Below are 23,300 nucleotides of genomic sequence, written 5' to 3' on the forward strand. Positions count from 1 at the left end.
CATGACAGTGATCGGCGTAGTGGGCGCCGGCGTGATGGGCGTCGGAGTGGCCCAGAACCTGGCCCAGACCGGCCACGACGTGGTCCTGGTCGACAAGGACGAGCAGATCCTCCAGCAGGCGCGGGCGATCATCGAGCGCAACAGCCGGATGAGCCGCCTGATGGGCGGCCCGGCCCTGGACGCGGACGCGATCCTCGCCAGGATCACCACGGCCGTCGGCGCCGGCGCCCTGGCCAAGGCGGAGATCGTCATCGAGAACGTGACGGAGAACTGGGACGTCAAGCGCGAGGTCTATGAGGCGCTCGACGCGGCCTGCGGGCCCGACACCGTGTTCGTCGTCAACACCTCCGCCATCCCGATCACCAAGGTCGGCGCCGTGACGGGCCGTCCCGGCAAGGTCATCGGCGTGCACTTCATGAACCCGGTGCCCGCCAAGCCGGCCGTCGAGCTGATCCCCGGCTTCCACACCACCCCCGACACCATCGAGCGGACCAGGAACCTGCTGACCGCGATGGGCAAGCGGGCCGTCGACGTCAAGGACTCGTGCGGCTTCATCTCCAACCGGGTGCTCATGCTCACCGTCAACGAGGCCGCCTATCTCGTCCACGAGGGCGTGGCCACGGCCGAGTCGGTCGACGAGGTGTTCCGTAGCTGCTTCGGCCATCCCATGGGGCCGCTGGAGACCGCCGACCTGATCGGCGTCGACACCATCCTCTACAGCGTCGAGGTGCTGTACGAGCACTACGCCGACAGCAAGTACCGGCCGTGCCCGCTGCTCAAGCAGATGACCGACGCCGGCCTGCACGGACGCAAGTCCGGCCGCGGCTTCTTCACCTACGCCAACTAACACCAACAAAAGGAGCAGAGCAATGTCGAACACCGCGGAGGCGCAGATCCTCGCTTTCGTCCGCAGCCGCTACCCGCAGGCCGAGATCACCGGAGACCAGGACATCTTCTCCCTGGGCTTCGTCAACTCGCTGTTCGCGATGGAGCTGGTGATGTTCGTGGAGAAGACCTTCGAGGTCACCATCCCGAACGAGGAGCTGCGGATCGACAACTTCCGGACCGCCGGCTCGATGGCCGAGCTGGTGGGCCGGCTGTCGGAGGAGCTGGCCGCGTGACGATCGCCGTCCCGGCACCGAGCGCGCTCGACGCCGCACCAGTCTCGGTCCCGGTCACCGACCGGGCCGGTGCGCGCGCGTTCGTGGACACGTACATCGTTCCGTACGCCGAGGCGTACGACCAGGCCGGCTACATCCCCGAGGAACTGCTGGACCGGATGGCCGAGGCGGGCCTGTGGGCCCCCTTCCTGCCCGAGGAGGTGGGCGGGTCCGGAATGGACCTGGTCACCCTGGGCGAGGTCCACGAGGAGGTGGGCCGCGGCTGCTCGTCCGTCCGCAGCCTGCTCACGGTCCACACCATGGTGTCGTGGGCGGTGCAGCGGTGGGGCAGCGTGGCGCAGCGGGAGAAGTGGACCCCGGCCCTGGCCAAGGGCGCGGTCCTGGGCGCGTTCTGCCTGTCGGAGCCCGGCGCGGGCAGCGACACCTCGGGCATCAGCACGACCGCCGTCCAGTCCGGCACGGGCTGGACGCTCAACGGCGGCAAGAAGTGGATCACCGGCGGCCAGCGGGCTGACCTGTACCTGGTGTTCGCCCGTACGGCGTCGAGCATCGGCGCGTTCCTGGTGCCCAGGGAGAGTCCCGGGGTCGAGGTGCGCCCGATCGACGACATGCTGGGCACCCGCGCGTCGATGCTCGCGGAGGTGACGTTCGACGACGTCGCCCTCGACGCCGACGCGCTGCTCGGGCCCAGCGGGTTCACCGCGGGCATGGTGCTCACCGGCACGCTCGACCTCGGCCGCTACAGCGTGGCGGCCGGGTCGGTCGGCATCATCCAGGCGTGCCTGGAGGCGTCGGCGACGTACACCGCGGCCCGCGAGGTCGGCGGGTCGGTGCTGCGGGACCTGCCGTTGATCCAGGCCAAGCTGTCCGACATGGTCACCGACGCGCGGGCGGCCCGGCTGCTGCTGGCCGAGGCGGGGCGGCTCAAGGACGCCGGCGAGGCGTCCACGATCATGGCGACATGGGTGGCGAAGTACTTCGCGTCCACCGCGGCCGCCAGGCACGCGTCGGAGGCGGTCCAGATCCACGGCGCCAACGGCTGCAGCCCCGACTACCCCGTGGCCCGCTTCTACCGGGACGCCAAGGTCATGGAGATCATCGAAGGCAGCAACGAGATCCAGCGCATCACGATCGCCGGCATGGCGGCACGGGAGGTGGCGTTGTGAGTGTGGCCGTCATTCACGAGAAGCCCAAGCAGGGCCGCATCAAGTGCGTCGTGTGGGACCTCGACAACACGCTGTGGGACGGCGTGCTGCTGGAGGACGAGAACGTCACGGTACGCCCGGCGGTCGTCGAGCACATCAGACGGCTGGACCGCATGGGCGTGCTGCACTCGGTGGCCAGCAAGAACGACCACGAGGCGGCGTTCGGCAAGCTGCGCGAGCTCGGCCTGGACGACCTGTTCCTCTACCCGCGGATCAACTGGAACGCCAAGTCCGACTCGATCCGGCAGATCTCCAAGGCGCTCAACCTCGGGCTCGACGCGTTCGCGTTCGTGGACGACCAGGAGTTCGAGCGCGCAGAGGTGGCGCACGAGGTGCCGGAGGTGACCTGCGTCGACGTCGTCGACGTGGACGAGGCGCTGGTACGGCCCGAGTTCACGCCCCGGTTCGTCACCGACGAGTCGGCGCAGCGGCGCGGCATGTACCAGGGGCAGATCGCCAGGGACGAGCTGGAGAGCGACTTCGTCGGCACCAACGAGGAGTTCCTGGCCGGGCTGAAGATGGCCTTCACCATCGCCTCGGCCCGCCGCGAGGACCTCCAGCGGGCCGAGGAGCTGACGGTACGCACCAACCAGCTCAACTCGACCGGCCGCACCTACTCCTACGAGGAGCTCGACGAGCTGCGCGAGTCGCCGGACCACCTGCTGCTGGTGGCCTCGCTCACCGACCGGTTCGGCAGCTACGGCAAGATCGGGCTCGCCCTGGTCGAGAAGGAGGACACCTCCTGGCGGCTCAACATGATGCTGATGTCGTGCCGGGTCATGTCGCGCGGTGTCGGGATGGTGATGCTCAACCACATCATGCGGCTGGCCAAGGAGGCCGGGGTCTCGGTGCGGGCCGACTTCGTGGAGACGGGACGCAACCGGATGATGCAGGTCACCTACGCGTTCGCGGGGTTCAGGGAGGTGGAGCGGAACGGCGCCCACGTGGTGCTGGAGGCCGATCTGACGAGCGTGCAGCCGCCTCCGCCGTACGTGCAGCTAGAAATCGCGGATTGAGGCACGATGACCGTCAATGATGTGACAAGCGCGGATGTGATGCAGCGGTGGCTGCCGTACCGGGCGCAGACCGGCGCGGCGGCCGACGCTCTCGCGCTGTTCTGCCTGCCGCACGCCGGGGGCGGGGCCTCGGCCTACCGGGCGTGGCAGAACAGGTTGCCGGGCGTGGCGGTGCTGCCGGTCCAGCCGGCCGGGAGGGAGAACCGGCTGCGCGAACCCCCGTACGAGCGGATGGCGCCGCTGGTCTCCGACCTGGCCGACGTCATCCTGGCCGAGGTGGGCGGAGGCCGCCGGTACGCCGTCTATGGGCACAGCCTGGGCGCGCTGGTCTCGTTCGAGCTGTTGCGGGAGATCCGCCGCCGGGGCGGGCCCGAGCCGGTGCACCTGTTCGTCTCCGGCTGTGTCGCCCCGCACCGGCCGTTCGACGACGGGCCGCCGGTGCGTGACATGAGCCGCCCCGAGCTGGTGGAGATGCTGCGCAAGCTCGGCGGGACGCCCGACTGGCTGCTGAACGACCCGTCCGTGCTGGAGATGATCCTGCCCGCCATCCAGGCCGACTTCAGCGTCAAGGAGACCTACGAGTACTACGCCGAGCCCGCCCTGAACGTTCCGATCACCGCGCTGCCGAGCACCGACGACCCGAGGGCCGGCCGGGGACTGGTGGCCGGCTGGCGGGACCAGACCATGGGACGGTTCGACCTGCACACGTTCGTCGGCGGGCACTTCGCCGTGTTCGAGCAGGCGAAGCTGACGCACAAGCACATCTCGGAGGCGCTGCGCGCGTGGGCATGACGCGGCTCAGAGTGTGGAAGATCCACCTCGACCGGCCGTCCGGGCCGGGATGGTGGCGCTCGCTCTCCGACACCGAGCGCGAGCGGGCCCGGCGGCTCGGCTCGGTCCGGGAGCGGCATCGGTTCACGGTCGCGCACGCAGCGCTCCGCGCCATACTCGGCGAGGTGTGCGGCGTGCGCGCCGCGCGTCTGGCCTTCGGCGCGGAGGACGGCGGCCGGCCGTACCTGGCCCTGCCCCAGGGCCGGGCCGCCCCCGACTTCAACCTGTCGCACTCCGAGGAGTGGGCGCTGGTGGCGGTGGCGCCGCCGGGATCCAGGGTCGGCGTGGACGTCGAGCGGATCCGCGAGGACCTCGACTGCCTGGCGATGGCCGGCAGCATGTACCAGCCGGAGGAGGTCGACCGGCTGCGGGCGGCCGACCCCGCCGGATGCCGTACCGGATATTTCCGCCTTTGGACGGCGAAGGAGGCGTACGTCAAGACCGTCGGGGTGGGCTTGGCCGGGCTCCGCAACGTCTTGGTACACGAAGAGAGCACGGCCCACGGGACCGTGCTCTCCTCTTCCTCGCCGCCCGGCGCCGCCCTGCCTGTCCGCTGGCTCGACGTCGCGCCGGGCTACGCCGCGGCGGTCGTCACCGCCGCGGGCGCCTCATGACCGCTTCGACACCGGCACCACGTAACGGCTGAACACCAGGTCACGCAGTACGTCGTCGCCGCCCTCGACGATCGACACGTAGCGCACGTCCCGCAGCAGCTTGCCGATGACCGAGTCGTGCGTGTACCCGAGCCCGCCGAACATCTCCGAGGCCGTGGACGCGATCTGCCACCCGGTCTGGCCGCAGAACATCTTCGCGGTGAGCGCCGACTTGAGCGTCCCGATGCGCAGGAACTCCTCGCCGGCGTCCGGCCGGGCCGCGACCGCGTCGTACGCGCGGGCCGCGGCCAGGCACTGGTTCACCATCACGTCGATCTGCATCTCGAACTGGCCCAGGCGAGCGGCGAAGACCGCGTTGTTGGCCAGCGGCGAGCCCTTCACCGACTTGGCCTTGCCGTACTCCATGCACACGTCGCGGATCCGGCGGGCGATGCCGAGCGCGGTCGTGGCGATGAGGATGCGGCTGGCGTTCAGCCCGACCTCCAGCAGCCGCAGGCCGTTGCCGCGCAGCACGTTGGCCGCGGGCACCCGGCAGCCGGTGAACGTGACCTGGTAGGTCGCCGACGAGCGCAGGCCGATCACGTCCCACCGCTTGTCCACGCGGATGCCGGGCGTGTCACGCGGCACCAGGACCGCGAGGTAGCCCGCCGGGTCGTCCTGGGCCCGCGCGATCACCACGATGAACTGCGCGAAGTCGGTGTTGGTGGAGAACGCCTTCTGCCCGTCGAGCACGATCTCGTCGCCGTCGCGGGTCGCCCTGGTGGAGATCCGGGCCAGCTCGCTGCCCGCGGCGTGCTCGCTGCCGAGCGTGGCGCAGAACCCGTTCTCGGCCGCCAGCCGGCCCAGATGGCGCTCCTGGAGCTCCGCGGAGCCGTACCACTGGACCATGCTCGTCGTCAGCACCGGGATGAACAGCGTGAACGCCACGCCCGCGTCGGCGTAGGCCAGCTCGGAGACGATGCGGACGCTCTCCTCCAGGCCCAGCCCGAGCCCGCCCGACTCCTTGGGCAGCCACCAGTTCGCCAGGCCGGTGTCGGCGAAGCGCTTGTACAGCGGCATCGGCGCCTCGGCCAGCGAGTCCAGGTAGGCGTCCTTGTCGAGCAGCTCGCGCCGGGCGAAGCTCTGGATCTTGCGGAGATACTCGGGCTGCTTCACGCCGCCACCTCATCCCGGGAGTCCAGCAGGGCGGCCAACTGGCGGACCGTCGGGCACTCCAGCAGCCCGGTGACCGGCACCGAGGCGTTCAGGGCCTTGCGGATCCGGGTGGTCAGCTCGATCGCGAGCAGCGAGTGGCCGCCGAGCTCGAAGAAGTTGTCCGTGGCGCCGATCGGATCGATGCCCAGCACTCTCGACCAGATGCCGGACAGCGTCGCCTCGGTGCCCTCGGCCGGCTCGACGTACGGGGTGCTCAGGTCGGGGCGCGGGTGGCGCTCACGGTCGTCGTCGAGATCGTCGTCGCCGGCCTCGTGGATGTCACCGGTGACCCACTGCGCGATGCGCGCGTCCAGCGAACCCGTCGAGATGACCAGGTGCCCGACGCGGTCGGCGGCCGAGAGGGCCCGCTCGAACACGTCCACGCCCTCCGCGGGCGCCATCGCGTAGTCGATCACCGCACCGCTGTGGCCTTCGAGCCGGTCGGGGTCGATGTTCCAGGTGTCCCAGTCGACGGTGACCCACCGGCCGCCCGCCAGCCGGGCCACGCGGATGTAGGCGTCGAGCGCCGCGTTCGCCGCCGCGTACGGCGCCAGCGTCATCCCGCCGAGCACCGCCGCGATCGACGACAGCGTGATGCGCCGGTCGGGGGCCTGCTCTCCCAATACGGCCTCCAGCACATGGAAGCCGTTGACCTTGGCGGCCAGGTGGGCGTCGCACTGGTCGCGGTCCATGAGGTGGGCGAAGTTGAAGTAGCCGCCGTCCTGGACGCCCGCGCCGTGCACGGCCACGTCGATGCCGCCGAACCGCTCGACCGCCGCCTCGACGACCGCCCGCATCCCGGCCTCGTCGGCCACGTCGGCCGACAGGGCGAGCACGGTGGCGCCGCGCTCCTCCAGGTCGCGGATGTTGCGGATGTGCCGCGCCGTACGCTCCCCGCCCTGCGGCACCGAGGCCAGGTAGGCGTCCCACTCCGCGCGGGGCGGCAGCGGGGCGCGGGCGGTGAGCACCAGGCGGCAGCCGTACCGGCTGGCCAGGTGGCGGGAGAGCACGAGGCCGACGTCGCCGAGACCGCCGGTGATCAGCACGGTGTCGCCGTCGCGGAACGGCCGCTGCTCCGGGCTTGGCTCGTCGATGGGGTACTGCTCGTACTGCCGCAGCCACGTCTCGCCGGAGCGCACCGCGACCGGCCCCTCGTGCGGAGCGACGGAAGCGGCCAGGACCTGCGTGGCGAGCTCCCGGAGAGGCCCAACGGCGTCCGGCGCCTGTCCAACGGTGTCCGGCCCCTGTTTGATCGCGCCCGAGTCCGGCGTGACATCGATGTGGCGGCAGCGCAGGCGCGGGTTCTCCTGCTGCAGGCTCGGGGCCAGTGCCGCGAGCGTCGCGTGCTCGGGATGGCGCAGGTCCGAGCCGACCACGCCCACCGCGCCCGACGTCAGCAGGACCAGCTCGGCGCGCGGCGCGGAGCCGGTGTTGTCGACGAGCTCGCGGGCCAGCGCGAGGGCGGAGTAGAAGCCGCGGTTCTGCTCGGCGTCGAAGTGGGCGATGGGGTCCTGCCCGGGCCCCGCCTCGGCGGCGGCCAGGCTGAAGGCGTGGACGATCGAGCGCGGGACGACCACGAGCGAGTAGAGCACCTCGGCCATGTCGTCCGCCTTGTCAGGGCGAATCGTGAAATGTCCGGTGTCGTCCTCGGTGAACCGGTCACCCCGGCGCACCGCCGTCACCTCGGCGCCCGCCTCGGTCAGCCGCTCGACCAGGGCCTCGCCCCGGGCGTCGTCGGTGAAGACCAGCCAGGGCCCGGCCAGCCGGAGCTGCTCGTCGAGACCGCCGAGCGGAAGCGGCCGCTGCCGCCAGGTCGGCAGGTGCGTCCACTTCGAGCGGTCGAACGTCTTACCGGTGCTCGGCGGCGCGGCCATCATGTTCGGATTGGCCTTGACCCAGAACCGGCGCTTCTGCCACGGGTAGGTGGGCAGCTCGACCCGCAGGCCCGCGCCCTGGTGCAGAACCGCCCAGTCGATGGCGCTACCGGCCTGCCACAGCCGGGCCACGGTGGATAGCAGCCACTCCGCGGCGCTCTCGCCGTCGGCGGGGGCCACCACGATCTCCTCGACGCCGGACGTGTCGGTCCCGTCGTGAAGCAGGCGCACGCCGAGCGCGGTGAGCGCCTCGGCCAGCGCCGCGACCGCGTCCTCAGGGGATACGGCGGCGCTGGCGGCGCCGGGGGTGGCAGCGGCGCTGGCGGTGCCGGGGAAGGCGGTGGCGGTGCCGGGGCGGGTCAGGCGGTCGGCTGTCGTGCGCAGGTCCGCCCACCAGGTGGCCGGGACGTCGCCGGTCGGCGTGACCAGGCGGACCTTGGGGTTGCGGCGCTGCGTCTTGGCGTCGATCCAGCGCGCCGGGTCGGCCAGCGCCGCGACCGCGTCGTCCCGGTCCCGGACCACGACCGCGCGCCGCGTCGCGAAGCCGCCGCGCGACACCTGGAGCGTGTACGCCACATCGGCCAGGTCGTCGGCGAGGTCACCGGCGAGGTGCTCCCGCAGCAGACCGGTGAGGTCCGACAGCGCCTGGCCGTCGGCGGCCGAGAACGTCAGCAGGTGCGGTCCGGGCCGGGCCGGCCGCGAAGGCCGTACCGGAGCCTGCTCCAGCACCACGTGCGCGTTGGTCCCGCCGAGCCCGAACGAGCTGACCCCGGCCCGCCGCGGGTGCGGCCCCGCGGGCCAGGCCCGGTGCTCGGTGAGCACCGTGAACCGGTCCTGCGCCGTGGCCAGCGCCGGGTTGGGCGTCTCGTAGTGCGGAGTGCCGGGCAGCAGCTCGTTCTTGAGGTTGAGCGCCGCCCGCATCAGCCCGGTGACCCCGGAGGCACGGTCGAGGTGGCCGATGCTCGGCTTGAGCGAGCCCAGCACGCACGGCGTCTCGCGGGGCTGGGCGAACACCCGGTTCATCGCGGCCAGCTCGATCGAGTCGCCCAGCATGGTGCCGGTCGCGTGGCACTCGACGTAGCCGATGGTGTCGGACTTGACCCCGGCCACGCCCAGCGCGGACTCGATGACCTCGGCCTGCCCGTCGACGCCGGGCGCGGTGTAGCCGGCGCGCATCCGGCCGTCGTTGTTGGCCGCCGAGCCGAGGATGACCGCGTGGATGACGTCGCCGTCCTTGATCGCGTCGGACATGCGCTTGAGCGCGACCGTGCCGACGCCGCTGCCCATGACCGTGCCGCTCGCCTCGGCGTCGAAGCTGCGTACCCGGCCGTCGGGCGACATGATCCCGCCCTGCTCGTACAGGTAGCCGGCGGGCTGGGGGAGCGGGGTGAACGCGCCGCCCGCCAGCGCGAGGTCGCACTCGTACGTCAGCAGGCTCTGGCAGGCCAGGTGCACCGAGACCAGCGAGGTGGAGCAGAAGGTCTGCACGGTGACGGCCGGGCCGCGCAGCCCGAGCTTGTAGGAGACGAGCGAGGCCAGCGAGTCGCGCTCGTTGCCGACGGCCATGAGCAGCGCGCCGCCGGGCTGGCCGGCGAGGTGCTGGATGTTCTGGACGATGTAGTCGGGGAAGCCGCAGCCCGCGAAGACGGCGACCTGTCCGGGCGTGTCGGTGGGGCAGTATCCGGCGCTCTCCAGCGCCTCCCACGAGCATTCGAGGAAGAACTTGTGCTGGGGGTCCATCATCTCGGCCTCGCGGGGGTTGATCCCGAAGACCGTGGCGTCGAACCGGTCGAGGCCGTCGATCGGGCCGCCGACGCGCACGTAGCGCGGGTCGGCCACCTTGCCCGGCTCGACGCCGGACTCGGCCAGTTCCTCGTCGGTGATCTCGCGCAGTCCCTTGATCCCGGCCAGGACGTTGCGCCACAGCTCGTCGACGCTGCTCGCCCCTGGAAAGCGACCGGACATGCCGATCAGTGCGACCGCCGAGTCGTAATCGGATTCCGTCATGAAGCCCTCCCACGGAGCATGTTGCGTCGCTGTTCGATGCGGGACCGTCGCTGGTCAAGGGCCCCGAGGGTCTGCTGATCCTGCTGGTCCCCCGAGGTCGCGGCTTCGGCGAGCGAGGCGACCGTGGGCGACTGGTAGAGGATGTGCGGTGGCAGGTAGGACAGTTCGAGGGCCTTGCGGACCTCGGCGATGATCTCCATGCCGAGCAGCGAGTTGCCGCCGAGCTCGAAGAAGTTGTCGTGGATGCCGACCTGCTCCAGGCCGAGCGCCTCGGCCCAGACTGCGGTGATGGCCTCCTCGGCCGGTGACTGCGGCTCGACGTACGCGGTCGACAGCTCGGGCCGCGGGTGGCGGCCGAACGCGTCGCGGATCTTCTTCACCGTGGCCTGGTGGCTCTCGATCGACGAGCGGCGGCTCATCGCGACCAGCGGGGCGAAGTCCTGGGTCGAGGTGATCACGTGCGCCTCGCCGCTGGCCAGCACCCGCAGCAGCGTCTCGTAGCCCTGGTCGAAGGTGATGCCGAAGTTCTCCCGGTACCACGTGAAGTAGTGCTTGGAGCCTTCGTCGTAGTTCTCCAGGCCGTCGGTCCAGCCGTTCCAGGTCCACTCGCACCAGTCGATGGCCGTCACGGTCACGCCGGGCAGCGGGTCGCTGAGCGCGAACGCGTCGAGGTAGGCGTTGGCCGCGCAGTAGTCGACCTGGCCCGCGCCGCCGCCGGTCGCCGACGTGGTGGAGGAGAACAGCGCGACGAAGTCGACCGGCACATCCCGCAGCGCCTCGGCGATGGCCAGCGTGCCCGCCACCTTCGGCGCCAGCGTCCGCTGGATGTCGGCGGCCGTCTTGAACTGCATCAGGCCGACGGCCGGCACTCCGGCGCAGTGCAGCACGCCGTTGAGCTCGCCGAACGTGTCGATCGCCGCGCCGACCGCGCGCCGTACGTCGTCGGGCTGGGAGACGTCGCCGGCGACCGTGACGGCCTCGATGCCCGCGGCCTCCAGCCGGCGCAGGCCCTCGATCCGCCGGCGTACCTCGTCGGCGGTCCGCTCCGAGGCCAGGATGGGGCCCCACTGGTCCTTCGGCGGCACGGGGGTGCGGCCCATCAGGACGAGGCGGGCCTGGTAGTGCTCGGCGAGCCGTTCCGCCATGGCCAGGCCGATGCCGCCGAGGCCGCCGGTCACGAGGTAGGTGCCGCCCCGGCGTACCTGGGTCTTGGGGGCGTTCTGGTCGATGCAGGACGCGTCGAGCACCTCGTACTCCGGGACCCAGCGTCGGCCGCCGCGCAGCCCCACGACCTGGTCGGCGGGTTCGGCGCGCAGCTCGGTGAGGAGGTCGCGCGGCGAGGACGCCGTGTCGATGTCGATCAGGCGGGTGCGGACGCGCGGGTACTCGACCGGGATCAGGCGGGTCGGGCCGAGCAGGGTGCCGCGTTCCGGGATGACCCGGTCACCGGGGAGCACCCGCTGGCCGCCGATGGTGACGATGTCGAGCGACCACTGTGTGATCCCCATGTCGCCCGAGGCCCGCGCGAGCGAGACCAGGGTGTGCAGGCCGCGCCGCAGGCACTCGTCGGTCGTGTCCGGGTTCTCCTCCGCGGTCCACAGGTGCACCACGCGCTCGGGCTGGAAGTCCTGCTCGGCCAGCGCACGCAGCGCGCTGACGGCGTCTTCCGGCGAGCCGGGCCGGACCACCAGGCCGCCGGGCCCGGCGGCGAACCGCTCGCCGGGACGGACCAGCACCACCCGGTGCCCCGCCGCCTCCAGATGCTCGCGCAGCGTGGCGGCGAACGTGTCGGCGCGGCCCGCGTCGGTGTAGACCAGCCAGCGGCCCGCCTCCTCCGCGCGCGCCGGGCGCGGCGCGGTCTGGCGCCAGGTCGGCACGTTGATCCAGCGCTCGTCGGGCAGCCGGGGGAGGGCGTTCAGGATGCTGGTCGGGTCGCTGTCGTCGATCGCGGGCGCGCCGGTGCTCGCCGCGGTCTGGTCGATGTCCAGCCAGTAGTCCTGGTGCTCGAACGGGTACGTCGGCAGCGGGATCCGGCCGGGCGCCCAGCCGTCGTGCATGGCCGCCCAGTCGACGGAGACGCCGGCCAGCCAGAGCTTGCCGACGGCCGTGGCGGTGGCGGCGTGGGTGTCGAGGCGGTCGTTCGCGGCGGGCAGTGTGGTGACGATCAGCGGCCACTGCGCGCGGTCGCACTCCGGATGGCCGCGGGTGAGCGCGCCGAGCGACTGGCCGGGGCCGATCTCCACCAGGGAGAGGTCGCCGCCGCCGAGCACGTGCGCGAGCCCGGAGCCGAACTCCACGGTCTCGCACATGTGCCGGGCCCAGTAGCCGGGGTCGGTGACGACGTCCGCGGTGGCCAGGCGGCCGGTGACGTTGCTGACGTACGGGATGACCGGGGGGCGCAGGGTGACGTTGTCGCTGATCCAGGCGGTCAGCTCGGCGGCCACCGGCTCCAGCGTCCGGGAGTGGAAGGCGTGCGTGGTGTCCAGGCGGCGGCAGCCGATCTTCGCCTCCAGCAGCAGCGCGCCGGCCGCGTCGACCGCCGCGACGGGCCCGGCCAGGACGAGCTGCGAGCCGGTGCGCACCGCCACGTCCAGGTCGCGGGCGGACAGTTCGCCGAGCACCGCGCGCAGCCGCCGCTCGTCGGCGGCCACCGCGAGCATGGCGCCCTCGGGCTGCGAGGTGATCAACTTGGCCCGGTAGGCGACCAGCCGGAGCGCGTCGGGGAGTGAGAGGACGCCGGACAGGCAGGCGGCCACGTACTCGCCGAGGCTGTAGCCGACCATGATCTCGGGGGTGATGCCCCAGCGCATGAACTGGCGGGCCAGGGCGTACTCGGCCACGAAGACGGCGGGCTGGATCAGGTGCGCCTCCGCCGTGGAGCCGGTCGCCGGGTCGCCGGTCCGGCCCAGGAGCCGGGCGAGGTCGCCGCCTGTGTCCTTTCGCTCGGCGGGTACGAAGACGTCGGACAACTGCGCCGCCTCGGTGAGGCCGAGGACGGTCAGGCACTCGTCGACGTCGGCGCGGAAGGCGGGCTCGTCCGCGTAGAGCGCGGCCACCATGCCGGGATACTGCTCGCCGACCCCGGCGATCAGGAAGCCGACCCGGCGGCCCACGGTCGCGTCGTTCCGGCCCAGCCGCCCGGCCGGGTCGGCGAGCAGGGTGGCGGCCCGGCCGGTCGAGTCGGCCACGACGACCCTGCGGTGGCCGAAGACCTTGCGGCCGACCTGCAGCGTGTAGGCGACGTCGCCCAGTTCGAGGTCGGAGTCGATCTCCAGCCGGTCGGCGAGCCTGGCGCAGGCCTGCTCGGCGGCCGACTCGGAGCGGGCCGAGACCGGCAGCACCTGCCAGCGGCGGGGGCGCTCGGGGCGCGGCTCGGGCACCGGGGCCTCGGTGACGATCGCGTGCGCGTTCGTGCCGCCCATGCCCAGGGAGCTGATGCCGGCGATGCGCGGCCGGTCCTCCTCGCGCGGCCAAGGCGTGACCTCGGAGGTGACGCGGAACGGGCTGCTGTCGAAGTCGATCTCCCGGTTCGGGGACCGGTAGTGCAGGGTGCCCGGGATGAGCTCGTTGCGCAGGGACTGGACGACCTTGATGAGCCCGGTGACGCCCGACGCGCGGTCGAGGTGGCCGACGTTCGGCTTGATCGAGCCGAGCAGGCAGTACTGCTTGTCCTTGGTGGGGCCGAAGGCGCTGGTCAGCGCGGCGACCTCCATCGGGTCGCCCACCTCGGTCGCGGTGCCGTGCGCCTCGACGTACGAGATCTCGGACGGGTCGACCCCGGCCCGCTCGATCGCCCTGCTGACGCACCGGCGCTGCCCGTCGATGCTGGGCGCCAGGTAGCTGAACTTGAGCGCGCCGTCGTTGTTGATCGCGGAGGCGCGGATGACGGCGTGCACGGTGTCGCGGTCGGCGATCGCGCGGTCCAGGCGCTTGAGCGCGACCACGGCGGCCCCGTCGCCGAACATGCTGCCCTTGCCCTCGGCGTCGAACGTGCGCACGTGGCCGTCGGGCGACTCCTGGCCGCCCTCCTCCCACAGGTACCCGACCCGGTCGGGGATACGCACCGACACGCCGCCGGCCAGCGCGATCTCGCAGTCGCCCCGGCGCAGCGCATCGCTCGCCAGGTGCACCGCGACCAGGGAGGTCGAGCAGAACGTCTGTACGGCCACGCTCGGGCCCGAGAGGTTGAGCCGGAACGACACGTTCGTGGTGAGCGCGTCCTTGTCGTTGCCGATCATCAGGGCGGACGGGTCGATGCCCATCTCGAACGCCCTGAGCCGGGTGAGCAGGTACCCGCTGATGTTGGTGCCCGCGAACACGCCCACGCTGCCCCGCGCGTCGGGCGAGCCGTACCCGGCGGCTTCGAGGACCTCCCAGGCGACCTCAAGGAAGATCCGCTGCTGCGGATCGGCCAAGGTCGCCTCACGCGGGTTGTAACCAAAGAATCCGGCGTCGAATCCCCGGACGTTCTCGAGTATCGGCCGGCTCCTGACATAGTTCGGCTGCTGGAAGGTCGCCGGACTGACCCCCGCGTCGATCAGCTCCTCGTCGGAGAACCGGGTGAACGATTCCACGCCGCCACTGATGTTGCGCCAGAACGTCTCGACGTTGTCCGCCCCGGGGAATCGACCGGCCATGCCGATGATCGCGATATTCGACTCGTCCGCCGAGTGTTTCGAGTCGCCGGGTGAATGCTGCTGATCCATCAACATGCCTCTATTCACTACATGTCATTGAATTACCGACAGAAAGGCGAGCGGCCCGCGGCCCCCTGACCGCGGGCCGGCACTTCACAGCAGATGTCCGCGGCCCCAGCCGCGGGTGAGCCTGCGGACGGCGAACGTCCCGGCGACGAGGCCGATCGCCAGCAGGACCCCGGCCGGTGCCAGGGTGCCCGCCGCGTCACCGCGGACCGCGGCCTGCATCATCGTCAGGGCCCAGTAGCCGGGCGAGATGTGCGCGGCCACCTGCGCCCAGTCGGGCATGATGCTCAACGGCACCAGGGCCCCGCCCAGCGAGCTGAGCGTCAGGGCGCCGACGTCGGAGATCACGCTGAGCTCCCCGTGGCTGCGGACGATCGTGGCGAGTGCCGCGCCGATCGAGAGCAGGGCGAAGGCCCAGATCATGATGGCGAAGACCACGTATTGCGGGGCCCTCGGCACCGGCAGCCCGATGACGAGGCAGCCGTACACCAGCAGGATCGACTGCTGCACGACCATCACCACGAAGATCGGGAGGGTCTTGCCGAGCAGCAGCTCGGTGGCCGGAGCGCGGCTCGCGCGCAGGCGGTCCCAGGTGCGCCAGGTCCGCTCGACGAGGATCGCGTTGCCCGCGATGGAGATCGCGAACACCGAGAACATCACCATCAGGCCGGTCGCCACCTGCGTGGCACCGCCCTCGACGGCCCGGACGTACAGCGGCTTGAGCACCAGCATGAGCACCATCGGCATGGCGACGTAGCTGATCATCTGGCCCGGGTCGCGCAGCCGGATGAGCGTGTTGTGCTTGGCCAGCGCGCCGATACGGTACGCGGCGCCGCGCAGGGAGTCGAGCACGCCCGTGGAGGGTGGGGGTTCGACCCGGTGCTGGGTGTGCGGGGTGTCAAGGAGCATTGCTGACCGCCAGGGATCGGTAGAGGTCGTCGAGGGAGGGGTTGCGCACGTCGACGGTGCTGATCGGGCGGTCCTCACGGCTGAGCAGATCGACCAGGGTGTTCGCCGGGTGCGTCGTCGAGACCGTGATCTCCTCCTCGTTGTCGAAGGTGAGCTGCACCTCGCCGGGCAGGCCGTCGACCAGCTCCTCGTGGGTGCCCCTGGCGATGACCCGGCCGTTCCTGACGACCGCGATCGTGGCCTTGAGCTCGGTGAGCTCGGGCAGGTAGTGGGTGGTGTAGACGATGGCGGCGCCCTCGCCCGCGCGCTGCTTCACCACGTCGAGCATCGCCTGCCGGGTCTCCAGGTCCGCGCCGGCCGTCGGCTCGTCGAGCAGCAGCAGCGCGGGCCGGTGGATGAGCGCGGTGGCCGCCTGGGTCCTGCGCTGCTGACCGCCCGACAGGACCGCCGCGTGCCGGTCGACGAAGTCGCCCAGCCGCAGGGCGGCCACGATGTCGTCGATGGCGGTGGTCAGCGCCTGGCCGCGCAGCCCGGCCAGCTTGCCGAACAGCTCCAGGTGCTCCCTGACGCTGGCGGACGGGTAGAGCGCGATGTGCTGCGGTGCGACGCCGACCCGGCCCTTGGCCGCGGACGGTGGCCTGCCGTCGATGGTGACGTGGCCGCCGTCCGGGCGGGTCAGGTACGACACGATCTCCACGAAGGTCGTCTTGCCCGCGCCGTTGTGCCCCACGAGCCCGACGATCTCGCCTGCGTCCACGTGCAGACTGAATTCGTCGAGGGCTCGGACCGGGCCATAACACTTGACAAGATCGATTGCCTCCAGCAATGTGTCACCTCCTCGAGTATTAATCCCGAATGCGCCGTCAACTGAATTAATCGGTTGAATACGATTAACTGGTGTTGCCGCCACGATAGCGGCAGATGACCTATGTAGCCGGTGGCAGGAAATGCCGGTAATTAGCTGCCAGTGCACCGGATCCCGCACAACTAGAATGACTCTCCTTTACCGCCTAATCTGACCACCATGCGTGTGGGAACGTTGCTCGCGGCAGGGCAGGACTGTGACGTGTTCGAGGCCGGGACCGGCAAGGTGATCCGGCGGGCCCGCGACGGCCGCAGCCTCGAACGTGAGGCGTCGGTCATGCGGCACGCGCGCCGGCAGGGCTTCCCGGCACCCGAGGTCTTCGACGCCGACGGCGCCGACATCCTCATGGAGCGGGTCGACGGCGTCAGCCTGGCGCGCGAGGCCACCTGGCGGCCGTGGCGCGCGCCCGCGTACGGGCGCCTCCTGGTGGAGCTGCTTCAGCGGCTGGCCACTGTACGGGCGCCCGGCTGGCTGCCCGCCGCCGGGGGAGCGCCCGGCAACAACCTGCTCCACCTGGACCTGCACCCCGGCAACGTGCTCGTCACCGGCGACGGCCCCCGGGTCATCGACTGGGCGAACGCCGGCCGGGGCGCGCCGGGCGCCGACGCGGCGTGCACCTGGCTCATCCTCGCCGCCGCCCCCGTCGACGGGCTGGTCCGGCGGGCCGGGCGCACCCTCATGGCCAAGGCGTTCGCCGATGCCGTCGACCGCGCGGCCGTCCTGCCGTACCTGAGCGCGATGGCCACGCGCCGCCGCGACGACGACAACACGCACGACGCCGAACGGGCCGCCATCGACCGCCTGCTCGCCCGCGAGGCAACGCTCGGCGCGGAGGTCGCGCGGTGAACAGGCAGTCCGGTCACCCGTCTCGACCGGGCGGCGGCGGGAGGAGGCAGACGGTTGACATCCAAGGAGGTGCGATGAACGAGCGGCGAAAGATCCGGGCCTCGGACAGCGATCGCGAGGTGGTCGTCGAGCGGCTCAGCGCCGCGCTGACCGAGGGCCGGCTCAGCATGCAGGAGTACGACGACCGGCTGGGCCGGGCCTTCCAGGCGGTGACGTACGGCGAACTGGCGGATCTGCTGGGCGACCTGCCCCGCGCGAAGGCGAAACCGCAGCCCGCGCCCCGTGGGGCGGCGGTCCCGGCCGGGCTGCTCGCCACGCTGCCGAGATGGCTCAGGATCCTCTGGGCGATCTGGGCCGTGAAGGTGTCGATCAACGTCGTGGTCTGGGTCATGCTCAGCGTCTCCGGCGCGTCCCTGGTGTACTTCTGGCCCATGTGGATCATCGGTCCTCCGGGTGCCGCGCTGTTCGGCTTGACGGCCGCGACCACCCTGCTGCGCCGGGCCCGCGCCCCGATCGGAGCTCCCGCGACGCCGTCGGCTCTCGACGGTTGACGCCCACCTCCTCGGAGAGCCCTTAATTTCCTACCAAATGTGTGGGATAATGGCTCGCATGAGCTTGGATCGGACGCGCTCATCGAGCGAGCGTGCTGAGACACCGCTGACCGCCGCCATCATGGCCGGCCGCTGGATTCGGTCGGCGGCGGTCGACGACGAGCGCGGCCGGCACTGGAGGGCCAACCCCGATCCCCGGGGCAGGTCGGCTCTGGCTCCCGAACCGGCCTCGCTCTACGCGGGGGCGGCCGGCATCGTGCTGTTCTTCCTGGAGCTCGCCGCCGCGACGGGCCACGAGGCGTACCTGGACGACGCCCGCGCGGGCGCCGATTACCTCGCCGGGACGTGGGGGAGCCAGACCAGCCTGTCGCTCTATCACGGGCTGTCCGGCACCGTGGTCGCGCTCGCCGAGGCCGGCTGGGTGTTCGGGGACGGCCGGTTCGAGGCGGCCGCCGTGGCCGCCGCCGACCGAATCGTCCGCTCCGCCCGCCCCCTCGACGGCGGCCCCGGTTGGTCGCGGGACCCCGCGCAGAGCGGCGACGGCGGTGTGGTGCTCGGCCTGCTGCACGCGTCCTCGATGCTCGGCGTACCCGCCTACCTGGACCTCGCCGTCGAGGCGGGCGCCCGCATCGCCCGCCTGGCCGTCCCCGGCCACCGGTTCGGCCCGCTCGACGACGGGTGCTCGCCGGACTCATCGTTCGAGCGGATCTGGTCCGGTGACTCCGCCGATCTGCCGGGAAAGCCCGGCGACGCGGCCGGTGGTCGCGCCGATCTGCCGGTCGACGCCGTCACGCCGGGTTTCCTGTCCGGCACGGCGGGCACGGCGTTCCTGCTCGCCCGCCTGTACGGCATCACCGGAGACCCGCTCTTCATCGACGCGGCACGCCGAGGGGCCGGCTTCGTCCGGATGGTCAGCGTCGTGGCCGGGCGGTGCGCCGCCGTGCCGCACCACGTGCCGCAGGGCCGGGGGCTGCACTACCTGGGCTTCTGCTCGGGCTCGGCCGGGGTGGCCCGGCTGTTCTACGAGCTCTACCGGGTCACGGGCGAGGCCGACGACCTGGCCTGGTGCGAGCGGCTGGCGCACGGCATCGTGGAGAGCGGCGTCCCGCACCGGCGCACCCCCGGGTTCTGGAACGTCTCCTGCCAGTGCTGCGGCACGGCCGGGCTGGTGGAGCTGTTCGTCGGGCTGTGGGCGGCGACGGGGCGCAAGTCCTACCTGGACTTCGCCAGTGTGCTGGCCGAGCACCTGATCGGCCGCGCGGTCGACCACGACGGGCGCGGACTGCGGTGGTACCAGGCGTATCGGCGGCTGCGCCCCGGCGAGGTGTCGGCGGACACGGGCTACATGGTCGGCGCGGCGGGCATCGGCGCGGCGCTCCTGCACCTGGACGCGGCCCAGCAGGGCGACCAGGCACGCCGCGTGATCCTGCTCCCCGACAACCCGTTCCCGGCCATCCCCGTCCCCTCGCACCGTCTGGGCAAGGGCAACGACCCGGCATAGGCGGCGACCTCCGCGAGAGGTCCGCCTGGTTGCTGTCTGTGCTGTAAGTGACTTGTAAGTCAGATGTGAGTGTTGAGGCATACGTTCGTTTCGCAGCAGACAGGCGGACCATTCTGAACGGAGCGCAGCATGCGGCTGAGGACCAGGAGCGTCCGCATCACCTGAGCGTGAGGTGACCACATAGCCGGTGGGGGCCGGAAGGCGCAGTTCCGGTCTCCACCTCATGCGCCCGTGAGACCTGCGTTGACGGATCTTTCCAGCTTATTTGAAGCATCCATCCAGATATGTCACGTCTGCATACAGTACGACCCGTGGGGGCTCCGGTAACCAGAACGAACGTGTGGAGCGAGCTACGAGTGACCTCCGCTCCTCAACTGTCCGTGTCGATCTCTCCGAACCTGACCGCTCTCGCCATGATCGCCGACGCGCTGGCCGGTCGCCGGCGCGGCCTGCCCGAGCTGTGGCGGCGCGCGGTCCAGGCGAGGGTGAGCCCGCTGGGACGCGAGGCGGTACTTCCGCTCGCCGCTCCCGGCTACTCCGTCGTGCCCGACAGCGTCGCGCCGATCACCCCGATGGACGACATGTCCGTGTCGGCCCAGGTGAGCGCGCTGAGCGACATTCCGCCCGAATCACTGATCAAGGACCTGGAGCAGGCGTTCGGCGACGGCGTGCTGCCGACGCACTGGAGGGCCGCCGCCGAGCGGCCCGGCCGCTGGCTGCGCGGGTACGCCACCGCGCTCAACGACGTCTGGCACACCACCGAGCCACTCTGGCAGCGGGCCCGGCCACTGCTCGACCGCGAGATCGAGCGCGTCGGCATCGCCTCCGTCCGCGGCGGCCCCGAACTGCTGCTGGGCTCACTGAACGACCGCATCCAGTACGGCGAGCGCGGCCTGCTGATCGCCGACATCGAAGCCAGCACGTACGAGCTGGGCAACCGGCGGATCATCCTGGTGCCGATGCTGGCGGGCAAGGACGCCGTGATCGTCAGCCTGGACCACCCCGACGCGGTGTGGATCGCCTACCCCGTGCCCGGCGCCGAGTCGCTGTGGCGCCGTCCGGTCGCGCCCGACGTGGACGAGCTCTCCGCCCTGGTCGGCCCGGTGCGCGCCGAGTTGCTCTGCCAGTTGGACCAGCCCATGACGATGAGCATGCTGTCCTCCAACGTCAAGATCGCGCCCAGCGGGATCACCTATCACTGCGACCGGCTGCACGCCGCGCGGCTGATCAGCAGGGAGCGCCGTGGCCGCGAGGTCTGGATCGCCCGCACCGACCGGGCCGAGGAACTGCTGTCGCTGTTCCGGCGCTGAGAGAGCTGAGGTCATGAAATATCACCGTGAAGCGCTCGACGGGTGCGGGACGGCGGCGAAGGACGCGTCCGGTGCCTTCGCCGAGGTCGCCGGGTCCGTGTCCGGCGCGGCGATCGACCAGGCCGCCTTCGGCGGGCTCGCGAACTCCGGAGCACTGGCCGCGGCGGTGGGCGCGCTGAAGGAGGCCGCAGGCACCACCTCGCGAACGCTCGGCGACCACCTCCTGGCCGTGGAACGGGCCCTGGACGCCGTGGAACGGACGTTCACCGGCGCCGACGAGGCCGCAGTGCGGCGATGAGCGGCATCGACGACGCGCGGGGCGTCCCCGGCGGCGCCGAGCTGGCCACGCTGGCCGCGACGCTGGTGGGCGACCCGGGCGCGGCCGGCCGCGTCGCCGACGTGTGGCGGACGGCGGCCGACACCAGCCGAGGGCAGACCGCCGCGGTCAGGGCGGCCGTCGGCGACCTGGACGCCGCCTGGCAGGGGGCCAGCGCCGACGCGTTCATCACGTACATGGGCCGGGCCGGCCAGATCGGCGACACCCTGCAGGGCGTGCTGTCGCAGTGCGCCACGCACCTCGCCACCGCCGCCGAGGCCCTGCGGACGGCCGAGTCCCAGGCGAACGGGATCTGCCAGAACTACGCCGCCGCCGTACGCGACTTCCAGGCCGGAAACCCGCAGGCCACGCAGGACCAGATCCTGCGGGGCGTGCAGTCGCTGGCCGGTGACGCCCGCAGGCAACTGGAGGAGCAGCGGACGAACGCGAACAACGCCCTGGGCACGGCCGCCACCGGCATCCAGGGCCTGCTGGGCGGCCTGGGCAAAGCCATCGAGAACTGGCCGGAGCCGGACACGGAACCCTTCGCCCCCGGCTCCGGGAAGTCCCTGGACTGGACCCCGTCGCGACAACAAGCCGGGAACGGCACCTCTCTCGCCCAAGGACCCGGTTTCGGTGGGTACGGGCCGAGCGGACCACCCCCGGCAGGCGGCGGACCAGCCCCGCAGGGCCAGGTGGCCGACTGGATCTCGCAGGCCGTCAACATCCTCAAGGCCCAGGGCTACCCGGTCGAGAAGATGAACGCGAACGACATCTGGACCATCATCCGGAACGAGTCGAACGGCAACCCGAACGCGATCAACAACTGGGACTCCAACGCCGCCAAGGGCACACCGTCCAAGGGGCTCATGCAGACGATCGACCCCACCTTCGACCAGTGGAAGCTGCCGGGCCACGAGAACATCTACGACCCCGTCGACAACATCATCGCCGGGATCCGCTACGCCATCGACCGCTACGGCTCGGTCTCCAACGTGCCCGGCGTCGTCGGCATGAAGACCGGCGGAGCCTACCGGGGCTACTGAGCCGGCGCGTCGGTGGTCACCGGCTTGGCGGCGCGCGCCGGGTCCAGCACCGGCCCCTCGGGGATGAGCTGCAGCACGTTGGCGGGCACCGGGGTGGCGCGCTTGGCGTCGTAACCCAGCTTGCCCAGCACATCCGCGTTCGGCACGGCGTAGCGGCGTCCCTCGTCCGTCACCAGGTAGTAGGACTGCACCGCGTCGAGCTGGCCGTCGCCGGGCAGGACACCGGCCACGATCGCCCGCCCCGGCGGCAGCCGTACGAGATCCGTGGCGTCGCCGTGCGGCGCGGGTAGCGTGCCGCCGGACATCAGCCGGGCGCGGACCGAGCCCTTGTCCGCGTCGGCGTAGACCGCGCAGAGCGGGCTCGCCGGGTCGTAGACGGTGATCTTCGGCATCGACGCGGGCAGGCCGTCGGCCGGGATCCTGGTGCGGGAGCGCGGGGCGGCGTTGGCCGTCGCCGCGTCGATCCTGATCTCGGCGGTCGTGCCGCTGTCGTACGCCGCCGGGTCGCTCAGCAGCAGCGTCGCCTGCGTGCGGGTGATGGGGGCCAGGCCGTCGGCCGCCTGCACGTACCAGCGCGGCTCGCCGCCGGCGACGGCCGTGGCCCGGAAGACCTGGCCCACGGCGGCCTTCTCGCCGCCGGGCCCGGTGACCGGCCGGCCGCGCCCCTCGATCGCGGGCGCGGCCAGGTCCGGCCCTTCCGGCAGCGCGTTGAGCCAGGCCACCGGGACGGCCGCCGGGTCGGTGCCGCTCAGGCCGCGCGCGATCCCGGCGGGCACGCGCATCCGCGCGCCGTGCCAGATCGCCCAGGTCTGCCCGCCGACGTCCACGAGCATCGCGCTGTCCTCGGCGAGCGGCCGATCGCCCGCCTGCCGCCCGGCGATCAGCGTCACGTACGGCTTGCGCCCCGTGTCACTCTCTCGCTCCTGGACGCAGACCGACCAGGGTCCGCCCGCGAGCTGCTGGGCGGACGGCAGCGAGTCGGGCGCCCCCGGGATGCCGACCGGCGTGCCGCGCTCGTACGAGCTCAGCGCCTGCCTGGCGACCACCCGCTCGGTGATCTGCGGCGAGTCGAGGACGAGCCGGGCCGAGGCGTAGTTGGCCACCGGGATCAGCCGGCGCTGCGGCTGGCTGTAGACGTAGCGGGCGCCGGTCTCGCGTTCGATGATCAGCGTCCCCGGGTCCTGGAGCGCTTTCGTGCCGGTGGGACGGATCAGCCCCAAGACCGCGAAGCCGACGCCCAGCAGCACGGCGACCATCGCGCCGGCCAGGAAGCCGATGTTCTGCCGTCGTAGGGGCCACTCGGGCTGGTTCGGCTGGGCGCGCATCAGGGCCAGGCCGATCCGCTGGACCGTGAGCCGGTACGCCTGGTAGAGGTCGCGCTGGCTGTGCAC

18 protein-coding genes are annotated in these 23,300 nt (G+C 71.8%); 12 read left to right on the forward strand and 6 right to left on the reverse strand.

The genetic code is table 11. From position 1 onward, the window contains the following. Position 1: 1 nt before the first annotated feature. From AB0F17_RS21350 to AB0F17_RS21375, 6 genes are read left to right on the forward strand one after another with little or no spacing between them, the layout of a single operon-like run. Positions 2 to 847, forward strand: coding sequence for a 3-hydroxyacyl-CoA dehydrogenase NAD-binding domain-containing protein (locus tag AB0F17_RS21350; protein ID WP_358025405.1), 846 nt, complete (start codon positions 2 to 4; stop codon positions 845 to 847). A 22-nt stretch (positions 848 to 869) separates the two neighbouring features. Next, positions 870 to 1,121: an acyl carrier protein gene (locus AB0F17_RS21355; RefSeq protein ID WP_357942095.1), complete on the forward strand. Its 252-nt coding sequence runs from the start codon at positions 870 to 872 to the stop codon at positions 1,119 to 1,121. Continuing rightward, complete coding sequence (locus AB0F17_RS21360; protein WP_358025407.1) at positions 1,118 to 2,287, forward strand: acyl-CoA dehydrogenase family protein; 1,170 nt, start codon at positions 1,118 to 1,120, stop codon at positions 2,285 to 2,287. Before AB0F17_RS21355 ends, AB0F17_RS21360 begins: the two co-directional genes overlap by 4 nt. Next, positions 2,284 to 3,342: an HAD-IIIC family phosphatase gene (locus AB0F17_RS21365; protein ID WP_358025409.1), complete on the forward strand. Its 1,059-nt coding sequence runs from the start codon at positions 2,284 to 2,286 to the stop codon at positions 3,340 to 3,342. The genes AB0F17_RS21360 and AB0F17_RS21365 overlap by 4 nt, the downstream gene beginning before the upstream one ends. 6 nt (positions 3,343 to 3,348) lie before the next feature. Next, entirely contained in the window at positions 3,349 to 4,134 is a 786-nt protein-coding gene (locus AB0F17_RS21370) for a thioesterase domain-containing protein (protein WP_358025411.1), read from the forward strand. Beyond that, positions 4,131 to 4,787, forward strand: coding sequence for a 4'-phosphopantetheinyl transferase superfamily protein (locus tag AB0F17_RS21375; RefSeq protein ID WP_358025413.1), 657 nt, complete (start codon positions 4,131 to 4,133; stop codon positions 4,785 to 4,787). The genes AB0F17_RS21370 and AB0F17_RS21375 overlap by 4 nt, the downstream gene beginning before the upstream one ends. On the opposite strand, the gene AB0F17_RS21380 is transcribed toward AB0F17_RS21375, so the two are convergent. From AB0F17_RS21380 to AB0F17_RS21400, 5 genes are all read right to left on the reverse strand, one after another. Beyond that, complete coding sequence (locus AB0F17_RS21380; protein ID WP_358025415.1) at positions 4,782 to 5,942, reverse strand: acyl-CoA dehydrogenase family protein; 1,161 nt, start codon at positions 5,940 to 5,942, stop codon at positions 4,782 to 4,784. The two genes, AB0F17_RS21375 and AB0F17_RS21380, sit on opposite strands and share 6 nt — an antisense overlap. Further along, on the reverse strand, positions 5,939 to 9,862 hold the full coding sequence (locus tag AB0F17_RS21385; protein WP_358025417.1) for an SDR family NAD(P)-dependent oxidoreductase: 3,924 nt from the start codon (positions 9,860 to 9,862) through the stop codon (positions 5,939 to 5,941). The genes AB0F17_RS21380 and AB0F17_RS21385 overlap by 4 nt, the downstream gene beginning before the upstream one ends. Next, a complete protein-coding gene (locus tag AB0F17_RS21390) occupies positions 9,859 to 14,568 on the reverse strand; it encodes an SDR family NAD(P)-dependent oxidoreductase (protein ID WP_358025419.1) in 4,710 nt (1,569 codons plus the stop codon). The genes AB0F17_RS21385 and AB0F17_RS21390 overlap by 4 nt, the downstream gene beginning before the upstream one ends. An 84-nt stretch (positions 14,569 to 14,652) precedes the next feature. Next, a complete protein-coding gene (locus tag AB0F17_RS21395; protein ID WP_358025421.1) occupies positions 14,653 to 15,474 on the reverse strand; it encodes an ABC transporter permease in 822 nt (273 codons plus the stop codon). Then, a complete protein-coding gene (locus AB0F17_RS21400) occupies positions 15,464 to 16,300 on the reverse strand; it encodes an ABC transporter ATP-binding protein (RefSeq protein ID WP_358025423.1) in 837 nt (278 codons plus the stop codon). The genes AB0F17_RS21395 and AB0F17_RS21400 overlap by 11 nt, the downstream gene beginning before the upstream one ends. Before the next feature lie 198 nt (positions 16,301 to 16,498). Between AB0F17_RS21400 and AB0F17_RS21405 the strand changes: the two genes are divergently transcribed. From AB0F17_RS21405 to AB0F17_RS21430, 6 genes are all read left to right on the forward strand, one after another. Continuing rightward, positions 16,499 to 17,185, forward strand: a complete 687-nt coding sequence (locus tag AB0F17_RS21405; RefSeq protein WP_358025425.1) for a phosphotransferase — start codon at positions 16,499 to 16,501, stop codon at positions 17,183 to 17,185. A 74-nt stretch (positions 17,186 to 17,259) separates the two neighbouring features. Next, positions 17,260 to 17,736 carry a DUF1707 domain-containing protein gene (locus AB0F17_RS21410; protein ID WP_358025427.1) on the forward strand — a complete coding sequence of 159 codons (477 nt, stop codon included), beginning with the start codon at positions 17,260 to 17,262 and terminating at the stop codon, positions 17,734 to 17,736. A 58-nt stretch (positions 17,737 to 17,794) separates the two neighbouring features. Continuing rightward, positions 17,795 to 19,237 (forward strand): lanthionine synthetase LanC family protein, encoded by a 1,443-nt coding sequence (locus tag AB0F17_RS21415; RefSeq protein WP_358025429.1) that lies wholly within the window; start codon positions 17,795 to 17,797, stop codon positions 19,235 to 19,237. A 311-nt stretch (positions 19,238 to 19,548) separates the two neighbouring features. Beyond that, positions 19,549 to 20,547, forward strand: a complete 999-nt coding sequence (locus AB0F17_RS21420) for a winged helix-turn-helix domain-containing protein (protein ID WP_214639229.1) — start codon at positions 19,549 to 19,551, stop codon at positions 20,545 to 20,547. Positions 20,548 to 20,560: 13 nt separating this feature from the next. Beyond that, positions 20,561 to 20,845 (forward strand): hypothetical protein, encoded by a 285-nt coding sequence (locus AB0F17_RS21425; protein ID WP_358025431.1) that lies wholly within the window; start codon positions 20,561 to 20,563, stop codon positions 20,843 to 20,845. Beyond that, entirely contained in the window at positions 20,842 to 21,909 is a 1,068-nt protein-coding gene (locus tag AB0F17_RS21430) for a transglycosylase SLT domain-containing protein (protein WP_358025433.1), read from the forward strand. The genes AB0F17_RS21425 and AB0F17_RS21430 overlap by 4 nt, the downstream gene beginning before the upstream one ends. Here the strand turns inward: AB0F17_RS21430 and eccB are convergent. Further along, positions 21,903 to 23,300: a type VII secretion protein EccB gene (eccB, locus tag AB0F17_RS21435; RefSeq protein WP_358025435.1), complete on the reverse strand. Its 1,398-nt coding sequence runs from the start codon at positions 23,298 to 23,300 to the stop codon at positions 21,903 to 21,905. The genes AB0F17_RS21430 and eccB overlap by 7 nt on opposite strands.

The sequence above is a fragment of the Nonomuraea sp. NPDC026600 genome (assembly GCF_040638335.1).
GTDB lineage: Bacteria > Actinomycetota > Actinomycetes > Streptosporangiales > Streptosporangiaceae > Nonomuraea.

What these genes read in the sequence shown, in the direction of transcription:
- AB0F17_RS21350 (WP_358025405.1), top strand. Translation starts at nt 2, where the DNA reads ATGACAGTGATCGGCGTAGTGGGCGCCGGCGTGATGGGCGTCGGAGTG.
- AB0F17_RS21355 (WP_357942095.1), top strand. Translation starts at nt 870, where the DNA reads ATGTCGAACACCGCGGAGGCGCAGATCCTCGCTTTCGTCCGCAGCCGC.
- AB0F17_RS21370 (WP_358025411.1), top strand. Translation starts at nt 3,349, where the DNA reads ATGACCGTCAATGATGTGACAAGCGCGGATGTGATGCAGCGGTGGCTG.
- AB0F17_RS21375 (WP_358025413.1), top strand. Translation starts at nt 4,131, where the DNA reads ATGACGCGGCTCAGAGTGTGGAAGATCCACCTCGACCGGCCGTCCGGG.
- AB0F17_RS21385 (WP_358025417.1), bottom strand. Translation starts at nt 9,862, where the DNA reads ATGACGGAATCCGATTACGACTCGGCGGTCGCACTGATCGGCATGTCC.
- AB0F17_RS21390 (WP_358025419.1), bottom strand. Translation starts at nt 14,568, where the DNA reads ATGGATCAGCAGCATTCACCCGGCGACTCGAAACACTCGGCGGACGAG.
- AB0F17_RS21395 (WP_358025421.1), bottom strand. Translation starts at nt 15,474, where the DNA reads ATGCTCCTTGACACCCCGCACACCCAGCACCGGGTCGAACCCCCACCC.
- AB0F17_RS21405 (WP_358025425.1), top strand. Translation starts at nt 16,499, where the DNA reads ATGCGTGTGGGAACGTTGCTCGCGGCAGGGCAGGACTGTGACGTGTTC.
- AB0F17_RS21410 (WP_358025427.1), top strand. Translation starts at nt 17,260, where the DNA reads ATGAACGAGCGGCGAAAGATCCGGGCCTCGGACAGCGATCGCGAGGTG.
- AB0F17_RS21415 (WP_358025429.1), top strand. Translation starts at nt 17,795, where the DNA reads ATGAGCTTGGATCGGACGCGCTCATCGAGCGAGCGTGCTGAGACACCG.
- AB0F17_RS21425 (WP_358025431.1), top strand. Translation starts at nt 20,561, where the DNA reads ATGAAATATCACCGTGAAGCGCTCGACGGGTGCGGGACGGCGGCGAAG.
- AB0F17_RS21430 (WP_358025433.1), top strand. Translation starts at nt 20,842, where the DNA reads ATGAGCGGCATCGACGACGCGCGGGGCGTCCCCGGCGGCGCCGAGCTG.